The sequence below is a fragment of the Bacillus sp. FSL M8-0277 genome, from assembly GCF_037975305.1.
Classification (GTDB): Bacteria; Bacillota; Bacilli; order Bacillales; family Bacillaceae; genus Bacillus; species Bacillus pumilus.
This window is the reverse complement of sequence record NZ_CP150255.1, coordinates 2,850,269-2,862,672: the sequence shown is the minus strand read 5'-3', so window position 1 is coordinate 2,862,672 and position 12,404 is coordinate 2,850,269. Positions and strand designations below refer to the sequence as shown.

General features: G+C 39.8%; 14 protein-coding genes. 6 read left to right on the top strand and 8 right to left on the bottom strand.

Going from position 1 to position 12,404, the window contains the following annotated elements:
- The first annotated feature begins 22 nt into the window (after positions 1–22).
- The 5 genes from MKZ05_RS14550 to MKZ05_RS14530 all read left to right on the top strand — a co-directional run bounded on the left by MKZ05_RS14550 (position 23) and on the right by MKZ05_RS14530 (position 4,606).
- Complete coding sequence (locus MKZ05_RS14550; protein ID WP_212045490.1) at positions 23–937, top strand: polyprenyl synthetase family protein; 915 nt, start codon at positions 23–25, stop codon at positions 935–937.
- Positions 934–1,104: a competence pheromone ComX gene (gene comX, locus MKZ05_RS14545; protein WP_212045489.1), complete on the top strand. Its 171-nt coding sequence runs from the start codon at positions 934–936 to the stop codon at positions 1,102–1,104. The genes MKZ05_RS14550 and comX overlap by 4 nt, the downstream gene beginning before the upstream one ends.
- A gap of 54 nt (positions 1,105–1,158) precedes the next feature.
- Positions 1,159–3,471, top strand: a complete 2,313-nt coding sequence (locus MKZ05_RS14540) for an ATP-binding protein (RefSeq protein WP_212045488.1) — start codon at positions 1,159–1,161, stop codon at positions 3,469–3,471.
- Between the two features lie 80 nt (positions 3,472–3,551).
- Entirely contained in the window at positions 3,552–4,193 is a 642-nt protein-coding gene (locus MKZ05_RS14535; RefSeq protein ID WP_003213500.1) for a response regulator transcription factor, read from the top strand.
- A 23-nt stretch (positions 4,194–4,216) separates the two neighbouring features.
- On the top strand, positions 4,217–4,606 hold the full coding sequence (locus MKZ05_RS14530; protein WP_106066313.1) for a hotdog fold thioesterase: 390 nt from the start codon (positions 4,217–4,219) through the stop codon (positions 4,604–4,606).
- Positions 4,607–4,691: 85 nt separating this feature from the next.
- Here the strand turns inward: MKZ05_RS14530 and mnhG are convergent, their stop codons facing one another.
- The 7 genes from mnhG to MKZ05_RS14495 are packed head-to-tail and all read right to left on the bottom strand — an operon-like array spanning position 4,692 to position 10,468.
- Positions 4,692–5,066, bottom strand: a complete 375-nt coding sequence (gene mnhG / locus MKZ05_RS14525) for a monovalent cation/H(+) antiporter subunit G (RefSeq protein ID WP_003213369.1) — start codon at positions 5,064–5,066, stop codon at positions 4,692–4,694.
- Positions 5,050–5,331, bottom strand: a complete 282-nt coding sequence (locus tag MKZ05_RS14520; protein ID WP_003213177.1) for a Na(+)/H(+) antiporter subunit F1 — start codon at positions 5,329–5,331, stop codon at positions 5,050–5,052. Before MKZ05_RS14520 ends, mnhG begins: the two co-directional genes overlap by 17 nt.
- On the bottom strand, positions 5,331–5,810 hold the full coding sequence (locus tag MKZ05_RS14515) for a Na+/H+ antiporter subunit E (RefSeq protein ID WP_044140819.1): 480 nt from the start codon (positions 5,808–5,810) through the stop codon (positions 5,331–5,333). The genes MKZ05_RS14520 and MKZ05_RS14515 overlap by 1 nt, the downstream gene beginning before the upstream one ends.
- 6 nt (positions 5,811–5,816) lie before the next feature.
- The gene (locus MKZ05_RS14510; protein ID WP_309215906.1) at positions 5,817–7,295 is read right to left on the bottom strand and encodes a Na+/H+ antiporter subunit D; all 1,479 of its coding nucleotides are present in this window, start codon (positions 7,293–7,295) and stop codon (positions 5,817–5,819) included.
- Entirely contained in the window at positions 7,288–7,629 is a 342-nt protein-coding gene (locus MKZ05_RS14505; RefSeq protein ID WP_003213576.1) for a Na(+)/H(+) antiporter subunit C, read from the bottom strand. The genes MKZ05_RS14510 and MKZ05_RS14505 overlap by 8 nt, the downstream gene beginning before the upstream one ends.
- Complete coding sequence (locus tag MKZ05_RS14500; RefSeq protein ID WP_034620105.1) at positions 7,629–8,060, bottom strand: Na(+)/H(+) antiporter subunit B; 432 nt, start codon at positions 8,058–8,060, stop codon at positions 7,629–7,631. The genes MKZ05_RS14505 and MKZ05_RS14500 overlap by 1 nt, the downstream gene beginning before the upstream one ends.
- Positions 8,057–10,468, bottom strand: a complete 2,412-nt coding sequence (locus MKZ05_RS14495; protein ID WP_212045486.1) for a Na+/H+ antiporter subunit A — start codon at positions 10,466–10,468, stop codon at positions 8,057–8,059. The genes MKZ05_RS14500 and MKZ05_RS14495 overlap by 4 nt, the downstream gene beginning before the upstream one ends.
- A gap of 219 nt (positions 10,469–10,687) precedes the next feature.
- Between MKZ05_RS14495 and MKZ05_RS14490 the strand changes: the two genes are divergently transcribed.
- Positions 10,688–10,897, top strand: coding sequence for a hypothetical protein (locus MKZ05_RS14490; protein ID WP_003213300.1), 210 nt, complete (start codon positions 10,688–10,690; stop codon positions 10,895–10,897).
- A 74-nt stretch (positions 10,898–10,971) separates the two neighbouring features.
- Here MKZ05_RS14490 and MKZ05_RS14485 read toward each other — a convergent pair whose 3' ends face one another.
- Entirely contained in the window at positions 10,972–12,309 is a 1,338-nt protein-coding gene (locus tag MKZ05_RS14485; RefSeq protein ID WP_003213451.1) for a 2-hydroxycarboxylate transporter family protein, read from the bottom strand.
- Between the last annotated feature and the right edge of the window lie 95 nt (positions 12,310–12,404).

Here is a 12,404-nt window from a genome sequence, read left to right as displayed (position 1 = left end):
AGGGTGAGGGACAAGACCGAGTATGCTAAACTATCTAGAGAATACAAAAATCAAGCAGAATATGTCTGATTTTATTCAACATGCAGTCAGGCAGAAAGATTTACAACAACTGCTTCTAGAATTTACAGATATAAAGAATGAATTTCCCTTTGGGCAATTGGCTTACAAGCATTATGAGGCATTTGGCGGACAAGACAAGCAAGCGATTACACAATTGGCAGCAGGGATTGAACTTCTCATCTTATCAGCCGATATATTAGATGATATCGAAGATCAGGATAAAGATTCGTATCCTTGGATGAACGTCAACCAAGGAGTGGCCATCAATGCTTCTACGTATTTGTATACGCTGAGTATCCAACTCATCACAACAATATGTGAAAATGATTCTCAACTAATTGAGAAACTGTTCCAACTCATCAAATGGTCAATGGAAGGACAGCATGAGGATTTGCGTCATATGCATGGAACAGAAGAAGAGTGTGTAGAGGTTTTAAGGAAAAAATCAGGATCATTAACAGCTCTTGCTAGTGTACTGGGTGTTTATTTAGCGACAGGAAAAATCAACTCAACTGTGGAATCATATTCCATATGTTATGGTGTTGCTGAACAAATCAGTAACGATTTTTTTGCGTTATTTTCGAAAACCAACGGAGATTTTCTAAAAAAACAAACGCTGGCATTTAGCTATTTACAAAGAGGCTTTAACGATGCCAGTCAAGAGATTCTTATGTTCTTATCTAATCGTTTAGATGAGTCAGAACAAAAGTCATTTCAACTGAAGCAGAAATTACTTGAAGCAGGTTTGACTCAGTACATGGTATCAATGAGAGAGATTATGCTGTTACAAATGAGGCAAGGGATTGACCAACTTGATTTACCTAAAACAAAGAGGGAACAATTGTATGCATTTATGACAAAGGAGGGCAATGATTGAACATTCAAAATGTTATTGCATATTTAATGGAAAATCCTGGAGTTGTGAATGAGTTGGATTTAGGGAATGCAAGTTTAATTCACACAGATGAGCAAACCATGAAAGCAATCATTCAAGGCATTAAAAAAGGGCAAATGTCTGCAGAATATATATGGTACTATAAATGATGCTATTTCATTTATAAATGATTTAAAAGTTCTCCAGTTAAGGATGTTTTATACATGAAGATAACTTATACGAAACTATCTGCTTTTTTCGTTTTTCTGTCTTTTTTATTTGTGATCTATGTTTCATATATTTATGTATTTGATATTTTTAATGGAGCACGTGTAGCGGAGAACAAGAACGGTCAAGCAGAAGTTGTCAAAGTTGAATATCTTTCTTTAGCCTACACATCAGGATTAGAAGAAGGAGATATTATACTTAAAATCAATGGGGAACCTGCTAACAACAAAGATCATATGATCAATGGTGAGCTTAGGAATGTGCAAAGAATTGATATTCAAAGAGGCAACCAAATGATCACCCTTAAAAATAAGACATTGATTGGTCAAGAAAGTTTATTTGTCTATTTAATTCCTCTCGTCCTGTATTCAATATGTTTATTTTGTATCTTCTTTATCATTAGAATTAACAAAGAGGCCCAACGGAAATCAGCATTTCTATTAGTTTTATTTTTATTAACGATTTGTATCGGGTATCTTAGTGCAGGTACTTCAGGTATTGGTGAAAGATTTAGCCATTATGTGATCGTATTTTGTTTATCAAGTGTATTTATCTTTTATATTCATTTCATTTATCAGTATTTTAAAGAGTTTAACTTGCATATAACAAATCAAAAAACAATTCGCCTTTTATATAGTCTTCCAGTAATTAATCTATTGATAGAGCTAGCAGTTCCAATAGATTCAGCGATAGCAAGATACATGCCAAGTTTAAATCTTTTATTCTTTTTCGCTTCTATTATCATGTCATTCAAAGTGATTATCAATGGAATGCGGAAATATAAAGAGACAGAGCAGGGGTCTGTTTTAAAGTTTTTTGTCATGATTAATATCATAGCATTCTGTCCATTTATATTTTTATTTGCAATACCATATGTTTTGTTTCGTATTTATGTAGTAGATCCCTTTTTCTTGACTTCTTTTGTCTTGCTTATTCCTTTTTCTCTAGTGTACCAATTCATGACGAACAAACTATACAATATGGACTTTTTGATTAGTAGACTGAAATACTATGGCTTTTTAGCCATTACACCGACCATTTTTGTTATTGTCACGTTTTACATTCTGCAAAAACCAGAAGATTTGAAGTATACACTGAAACTCGCATTAATCACCTATACACTCATGCTTGCTGTCTTTTATTTTAAAGAAATTCTAGATTTCCGCTTCCGGCTGAAACGTTTTTCAGAGAAGCATAATTACCAGGACAGTGTGTTTAAATTTACGCAGCTCATCCGTGAGGCGTCATCACTTCACCAAGTGCTTTATCATTTGAAATACACCATTTTAGAAGTACTGGTTGTTAATAAAGCCTTTGTGCTTGAAGTGAAGCCAGATGGGCAGATTGAAGAGATTGATGAATCTTCAGGTGATAGCAATCTATGGAAAGAGTATGTGGATCAATTTCAGGATATTTTAGGGGAAGTCGGGAAAATCATTGGGCTTGATAAAGGGTTCATGATGAAAATTGGCGAGCGGGGTGGTCACTCGTTTGTGATTTGCTGCTTATCCAATTTACAGACACCTAAATTGACGCGTGATGAGATTTCTTGGCTGAAAACATTGGCATTTTATACAAGTGTCAGTTTAGAAAATGTCGTCAAGATTGAAGAATTGATGGAGCATCTTGAAGATTTGAAGCAGCGTGAAGCGAACCCTGCTTGGCTGAAAAAAGTCATGTTTGCGATGGAAGAAAAACAGCGCTCCGATTTAGCAAGGGATCTCCATGATTCCGTGCTACAGGATTTGATATCGCTGAAAAGACAGTCAGAGATGTTTTTAACGAATTTCCAAAACGATCAATGCCCAACGTCTATTGAACAATCGCTTATCTCATGGAATGAACAAATGTCTAAGGTGATTCAAACGACGAGAGAAACGTGTCATGAACTTCGGCCGCAGCTGCTGTACGATTTAGGTTTAGTGAAGGCGATATCGAAGCTGACTTCTCAAATTCAGGAGGAAGCACCGTTTCATATTCGGCTGAATACGACACGCTTTGATAAGGAGATGGACATTGATATTGACTCCCAGCTTAATATTTACCGGATTGTTCAGGAATTGTTATCCAATGCCTTGAAACATTCTCAAGCCAACCAAGTGCTCGTAATGCTGATTTGTATTAAAGATCAGGTTGTTCTTCACTACGAGGATGATGGAGTTGGTTTTGACGCAAGCCATCTTGATCAGCACACCATGAGCATGGGCCTCTCTGGAATCAGAGAACGAGTCAAGGCGTTAAATGGGAAGCTTCACATTCATACCGCACCTGAAAAAGGGTTGAAGGTGAAAATTGAAATGGAATTGTAACGATTTATTAAGGAATAAGACTTGGCATCTGCCAAGTTTTTTATATAAAATGGAAGTGAGTGATTTAAAGGGAGGAAGACATGAAGAAGATATTGGTCATTGATGATCATCCGGCTGTCATGGAAGGGACAAAAAGCATATTAGAATCAGATCAGCAGCTATCAGTCGATTGTTTAAGTCCTGATGCAGAAGCCGCCTTTTTAAAGACGCATGACTTTTCCATCTATGATGTGATTTTGATGGATTTAAATCTCGGGGATATCAATGGAATGGACATTGCGAAACAAATTCTAGAAACCAACCAACAAGTGAAAATCATCATTTATACAGGGTATGAAGTAGATGATTATTTTGAAGAGGCCATTCGGGCTGGATTGCACGGTGCAATTAGTAAAACAGAGACAAAAGACAAAATTATTGAATACATACACCGCACATTGCAAGGAGAAGTTGTCATTCAGCTATCCTATTTAAAGAAATTAATTTCACAGCAGCAAGAAAAGCCAGAACAGGCGCAGGAGACCGATCACGAGCTGTTAACAGAGCGAGAGTGTTTGATCCTCAGAGAAGTGGAAAAAGGATACACGAACCAAGAGATTGCCGATGTGCTGCATTTGAGCAAACGCTCGATTGAATACAGCTTGACGTCCATCTTTAATAAGCTGAATGTTGGCTCTCGAACCGAAGCGGTTTTAATTGCAAAATCTGAAAGTGTGCTGTAAACGTGTGAAGGGAGAGAACCCTGATGGAAGTGAATGGATCAAATACACTGCTTGAGGCACTGGGGATTGAGATTGTAGAGTGTAATGAGTCTCGATGCGTAGCGACAATGCCAGTCGATCACAGAACAAAACAGCCATTTGGACTGCTGCACGGAGGAGCTTCTGCTGCTCTAGCAGAAACAGTGGCAAGCATGGGAGCTGCGGCTCATTTAGACTTAACTCAGCAAGTTTGCTCAGGGATTGAAATCAATGCCAATCACTTAAAATCTGTACGTGATGGAGTAGTGACAGCGACGGCTGTTCCTGTACATGTCGGGCGCCGTACAATGGTATTTCAAATTGATATTAAAGATGATCGAGACCGGCACATCTGTACGTCAAGATGCACACTTGCTGTCATTGATCGCATATAAAAAAGCTCCCGGTGCAGCGGAAGCTTTTTTAGGTTGGATTAATCCATAAAAAGCAGATCCTCACATGAGAGGATCTGCTTTCGGTTTATAAGTACGAGTCTTCTTTGCGTTTAATCACGAAGTTACGAAAACCGCCATAATCATCCTGTACACTTCGTTTGTCCATCTTGACCCCCGTATTGTAGGCGGCTCTTCCGATCAAGTGTGCGCCGACTGGAGCTGTTAAAAAGATAAAGACAATTCCAAGTAGGATCTTCGCAGAAATAATCCCTGCAAGAAACCATTCGTGAAAGAACACCCCAACTAATATGAGGACAACACCAAGTGTCGATGCTTTTGATGCAGCATGCATACGTGTATAAACATCCGGCAGGCGAAGAACGCCAATGGCTGAAATGAGACAAAGGATGGCGCCAAGCAGGATAAAGAAAATGACAATAGCTTTAGCGATGACGATCATTTTCAATCACTTCCCCTTTCTCAAGGAATTTGGAAAAAGCGACAGTGCCGATAAAGGCAAGGATACCGAGCAGTAAAATAATTTCAAAGAACGTTGTCGTTTTCAGCAAAATAGAAACGATAGCTGTCATCCCAATTAAATTGATTCCTATCGCATCAAGCGCACTTACACGATCAGGAATAGAGGGCCCTTTGATAACCCGTATCACAAAAAGAAAGGTGGACAGCGCAAGAATGCCAAGTGAAATTTGTAATATGAGCTCCATTACTTACCGCTCACCTCCTGAATCGCTTTTTCAAATGAAACCCGGATATCGTGAATGGCTTTTTCTGCATCTTCAATATCCATCGCGTGAATGTATAAAATGGAACGATCATCAGAAATATCAATGACGAGTGTACCTGGTGTCAATGTAATCATATTAGCCAGTATGGTGATTTCCCAATCCGTTTTCAAATCTGTACGAAAGGCGAAAATACCGGGCTTAATGGTGAGCTTTGGAGATAATACGGTCTTTAATACACTTAAATTGGCAAGAAGCAGCTCCCGAATAAAAATCAATACGAGCTTGAAAATCGCAAACAGGGCATAGCCGTAAAAACGCTGCGGGAAAAACCGCCGAAGCATAAAAATGGCGACCATCCCTAGTACAAAGCCTGATACAAAGTCTGCGGCTCTGTATGTATCATTCATAAACATCCATGTAAAGGCGAGGAGAGCGTTTAGTAATATTTGAAAGGCCATGTTCATCTACTCCTTCAGCACAGCTTGAATATATTTTTCTGGTGTTGAGAGCATTTCCGCTGCTTGATTGATATAAGGGGCAATGAACTCTGTCCCTAACCCAATGGCAAGCGACAAGATCACAAGCAGTACGCCAGGGTACACCATTCCTTTAATCGACGGTTTCCTTCTTCGCATATCTTGATCCTCGCCCCAAAATGCGAGTATGAAGATCCTCATAATCGAATACAGGACAAGAAGGCTGGACATTAAGACAAGGATAGAAAAGGTCATGTGTCCAGCAGAAAATCCACCTTCTACAATCTTTAGCTTTCCAACAAACCCACTCAGAGGAGGAATTCCTGCTAGGGATAAAGCCGAAATGAAAAACATCCACCCTAGTAAAGGCTGAGATTGAATCAGTCCGCCCATCTTTTTCAAGTGGTTTGTGCCAGCGTATACAAAAAGTGCACCTACCAGCATAAATAAAGCGCCTTTAATCACCATGTCATGAATGAGATAATAAATGGCCCCTTGGAGTGAGGCAGGTGTATTGGCTGCAATCCCAAACAAAATGACCCCAACTGCTGTGACAATGTTATAGATGACGATCTTTTGCACATCAGAATAGGCAATAGAGCCAATCACACCGAATATCACCGTTAGTGCGGCAAACCAAGCCATGAGTGTATGTGTAAACCCTGTATCATGTATAAAAATTAACGTAAAGACTCTGGCAATCGCATATAAGCCAACCTTTGTCAGCAGTGCACCAAATAGAGCAGAAATAGCCGCTGGCGGTGCATGATATGATCCTGGCAGCCAGAAATAAAGCGGGAAGATCCCAGCTTTTAAGCCAAATACAATGAGAAACAGAATAGAAATGACAGTGATTAATCCTGTTTGCCCTGATTCAGCTATTTTCACGCTTAAATCAGCCATATTCAAAGTGCCCGTGACTGCATATAAGCAAGCGACACCGACAATAAATAATGCCGACGAGATGATATTAAATACAATATATTTGAGTGATTCTCGAAGCTGAGGCTTTGATCCGCCTAACACAATGAGCATATAAGACGCCATTAGCAGCAACTCAAAAAAGACAAACAGGTTGAAAATATCGCCTGTTAAAAAGGCCCCACTTACGCCAGCTAACAAAAATTGTACGCCAGAGTAATAGAAAAGCCGCTCCTTTTCCTTCCCAATTGTTTGAAAGGAGAATAGAACTGTCACTAGCCCAACAACGGAAGCGGTGAGCACAAGGAGCGCAGCAAACTGATCGGCCACAAGGGCAATCCCAAATGGTGCTTTCCAGCCTCCTAAATAGAGAGTTTGAATCCCATTAGTAAAGATGGTTTGGACTAAATACACATTACAGACAATGGCTAAGAGCGAAGCAAACACACTAAAGCCTCTCGACAGCATGATGTTCTTATTCATAAAGATCAATAGTGTAGCAGCTAATAATGGAATTAAAATTGGCAGGATCACGAGATTATTCATGCTGATCATTTCCTCTCATTTGATCCATGTCATCTGTTCGCAGCTCTTGGAAGGCACGGAAGGCCATGACAAGTAAAAAGGATGTCACACCAAAAGCAATGACAATGGCTGTTAAAATTAATGCTTGTGGTAATGGATCTACATAGGATGTGAGCCCCTCTTTTAAAATAGGTGGAGCTCCTTTTTTTAAGCCGCCCATTGTCAAAAGAAGCAAATGGACGCCGTGACTTAAAACAGCAGTACCGACGATGACCCGTAGAAGGCTTTTTGAAAGCATTAAATAGGTCGCCGCCATAAAAATAATACCGACGATTATAGACATTAGAAATTCCATTATTCCTTCTCTCCAATCGTTTGAATAATGGTCATGGTGACACCGACAACAACTAAATATACACCGATATCAAACAGTACGGCTGTCGCCAGTTCTGTTTTCCCTAAAAACGGCAGTTGAAAATAATCAAATGCATGGGATAGAAAAGGTGCACCGAATAGAAAGGATCCCATCCCCGTCAGGATCGCGACGAGCAGCCCGGTCGCTGCAACATAAATAAAATTAAAGGGCAGAATACGTCTCACTGTTTTCAGATCGTAGGCTAAAAGCAGAAGGACGACAGCACTGGCACTCATCAGGCCGCCAATGAACCCCCCGCCAGGATTATTATGTCCCGCAAGAAATAAGTGAAGGGAAAAAAGCAAGATGATGAATGCTGTGATTTTTGTTGTGACTTGTAAGAGCATATCATTCGTATCAATCTTCCTCATCGCCGCACGCCTCTCTTCCGTTTTCCTTGTGCCTGTGCCTTTAATAATCCATAAATACCGAGTGCCGCAATGGCAAGTACGGTAATTTCAAAGAGTGTATCAAAGCCCCTGAAATCTACAAGAATGACATTGACAATGTTGTCGCCGCCAGCAAGTTTATAGCTGTTTTCAATAAAGTAAGTTGAAATGGACTCAAGTGACTGCTGACTTGTGGAAGCAAAAGCAAGACAAGTGACAGTGAGACCAACACCTATTGAAATGATCAAATTGGTTAATTTGAATTTTCTCGTTTTTTGCTTTAAGCTCAGCTTCGGTAAATGATAGAAGCAAAGTAAAAACAGTGCGACAGAAATCGTTTCAATAATCAGCTGTGTCAGGGCAAGGTCAGGTGCCCTGAAAATCACGAAGAATAATGACAGCGTGTATCCCATGACACCTAGAGCAATAATGGCAGTTAAGCGTGAGCGGGCGAATACGGTCGTGACCGTCGCCGCCACCATCACAAGTGAAAGAATGGCTTCATACGTGCCAATTGGCGCAGCTTTTTCTGTTTCAAATGAGAAAGCTTGCTGATAGAACATCACGCTGCCAAGTACAATAATCATGAACCCAAACACATAGACAAGGTAATCACGAAGGAAACCAGTCATATAGCTGTTTGTCAGGCGGTATGAACCTTTTTCTAAACCGATTAGAGAACGATCGTATAACGTGTTAAATGACCATTTTTCCTTAAATATATTGTACATTGGACGCCATTTTGACAACGTCAAATATCCGATGATTCCTAAAGCGACAACACCCATTGTCATATAGAGCTCTGGCTTAAAGCCGTGCCATGCTTCAATTTTGACAACAATGTGTTTTCCAGGATCAATCGCATCAGGGATAATGGCTGCAATTGCAGGTTCAATGACAGAATAAGCAAGAATATTTGGGAAAAAGAAGAAAGTGACCACAAGTGCAGCGAGAATGATTGGCGGGATGAGCATGCCAATCGGTGCTTCATGCGGTTTTTTCTCTAATTGGTCTACATTCAGACGACCTCTAAATGTTTTAAAGAGAAGCATCATACTGTAAATGAACGTAAAGACACTAGCGAGCCAAGCAATTGCTGGAAAAATAGCGCCCCATGTCGAAATATCTGTAAAGCTGATCTCAGAAATACGTAACATACTTGTGAAAAACAGCTCTTTACTTAAGAAGCCGTTAAATGGCGGTAGTCCAGCCATTGAAAATGTACCGATTAGCGTAATCGTAAAGGTAATCGGCATGATGGTCATTAAACCACCTAATTTCCGAATGTCACGAGTACCTGTTTCGTGATCGATAATACCTGCTGCCATAAAGAGACTGCCTTTAAACGTAGCATGGTTAATGAGGTGAAAAATAGCAGCAAGAACGGCTGCGCCAAAAAAGGCAGGGTTGTTTTCATGAATCGCAGCTGCGCCGACGCCAAGCATGAGCATAATCATGCCGAGCTGACTAACTGTCGAGTAGGCCAGAATGGCTTTCAAATCATTTTGCCGGACGGCATGGAATGATCCCCAGAATAATGTGATAAGTCCGACAATGGATATGGTCCAGAACCACACCTCTGATATAGCAAAGATCGGACTGAAGCGGGCAACAAGATAAATACCGGCTTTCACCATCGTAGCAGAATGCAGATAACTGCTCACAGGGGTAGGTGCTTCCATTGCATCAGGCAGCCAGATATAGAATGGGAATTGCGCTGATTTCGTAAAGGCACCTAGTAAGATCAGGATCATGGCAGGGATAAAGTAAGGTGATGCCATAATGAGCTGAAGCTGATTGACTGCTTCACGAATACTGAATGAATCAGTGATCAGGTAGATGAGGATGAAGCCACCAAGCATAGCTAATCCGCCAAAAACAGTAATAAGCAGTGATTTGGTTGCACCATATCTAGAGCGCTCCCGCTTATACCAATACCCAATTAAGAGGAAGGAAGAAATACTCGTTAGCTCCCAAAACAAGTACAGAACCACCATATTGTCAGAGAGAACCACACCAAGCATAGCGGTCATAAACATTAACAAATACGTATAGAAAGAGCCAAGCTGTTCTTTTTCTTTTGATAAGTAGAAAATACTGTACAAGACCACAAGTGCGCCAATACCTGTAATTAATAATGCAAATAACAAGCTAAGGCCATCAACATATACAGTAAAATTCATCCCTAAAGATGGAATCCATTCAGCTTGTGAGAAAAGCGTTCGTCCATTCGAGGTAATGTGTAACATTTGGATGAAATAGGTGAATAAAAGAATCGGCAAGATGAGAACAAACCACCCTGTATGTATACGCCTTACATATTTAAAAAGGAAAGGTACAACAAAGGCGAGTAAAAAAGGTGATAGGATGGCGAAGTGAATAAGCTGCAAGAAAATGAACCTCCTTTGATCAATATAAATTCACGTTCTAAAGAACTGGTAATTAAAATTATATCTTAAATACAGCCATAGTGCATTGGTTTGAAACGATTTCGAGCAAACTGTATTTGTTTTGGGTTCTTTTGACCACAAAAATAATTTTATCAAAAATGAAACTCATTGTATATTGTTTTGTTTTTCGTACATGCTTTTCTTAAAGGAGCTGATTAAATGAAACGAAAGATCGCCATCAGCTTAAGCATATTCTGCACGATTTTAGGAGGAGCATTCTTGATTGACCGAAATGATCAAAAAAGGTGGCAGGACGGCAGTGAATGGCCGCTATTTTCTGAGCACCTTTTCCGCATGAGCTATCAGGAAACTAAGCTGTATCCTTTTCAGCCTAGGGAATATTTACGAATTGTATTAGCTGATGAATAAAATCATATAGGATAAAAGAAATATAAAAAAGCATGTGCCTATGAGAGGGCACATGCTTTTGATGTTTCAATGTTTTAAGTAAACATTCTAAGTAAGATTGTTGCGCAGATCACAGTTGCTGCTCCGCCAAGACGTGTAGATACTTGTGCGAAAGGCATGAGACCCATTCTTCCAGAAGCTGAAAGGATCGCAACGTCACCAGTACCGCCAAGTCCGCTGTGACAGCCTGTCACAATCGCAGATTCTACTGGGTACATGTTCATCAATTTCCCAACGAAGTAACCAGAACCCACCATTCCAAGAACGACAGCGATACATACACAAACGAATGGAATAGAAATCACTGTTGCTACATCATCAAGTGGAATGTATAGAATCCCTAGACCGACCATAAGCGGCCATGTAAAGCTTCTTGATACAAACTTGTAGAACTGCTGTGAGCCATCTTGCAGATGCTGAGGCATCACGTTTAAGTATTTGATTAAAGCGGCAAGAACAATCATTAAGATTGGACCTGGAATATGAACAAAGCTTTCTAATAAACCACCAAAAATGAACGTTGTACAAGCCACGAGTACACCAGCACCCATTAACCCAAAATCAACTTTTGGATCCATATCAGGCTGTTCAAAAATTTCATTTGCCTCTTTAGATTTTACAAGACGACCATTCCCGTTTAGTTCAGGACGTTTTTCACCAAGCTTCTTCATTGCGCCAGCACAGATAATGGCAATGACGTTCCCAATGACGGCAGCAGGAATTAATTGAGAGATTAATGACTCTGCTGATACACCAAGAATTTGTGAATAAGCAATAGATAATGGCAAAATCCCTTCTCCAACACCACCAGCAATAATCGGAACAATAATAAAGAAGAACGAATGATGCGGTGTGTAACCAACTAAAAGACCAACAAGAATTCCGGCAGTCACAGCTGCAATTGTACCTGCAACAAGAGGAACAAACATACGAATAAGGCCTTGTACTAAAACAGTTCGCTGCATCCCAAGAATACTACCTACTACAAGAGCAGAAATATAGAAGTAAAGGAAGTTCGACGTCTTCATAAGAGACGTAACCGCTTCCAACGAGTTCGGATTCAGAACATGAAAAAAGACCAGGAACGATGGTACGAATAAAGAAAGAATCGCCGGTCCACCAATATCTTTTAATATCGGAATACGTTGTCCTATATCTCCAAGGAAAATCCCCAAAATCATAATAACAGCGAAACCACCAAGCATATTTGCTGGAATTTTATTAAAATAAGCGGCAGTTAAAATAATCGCTGCAAGTACTAAATACACAGGTAAGTCAATAACACCAATTTTCCAAGACATGATCTTACGGAAAACGCTTTTATTATTGTCAGAATCGTCTGTAATCGATTTCAATTGTTGTGTATTAGCCACATAAACACCCCCAAATGCTATTTGTCTCAATTGTAGAAGATTCTGTGACACTCATCTATTTATTAAACTAAATTAAGTGTAATAAAAGTAAAATA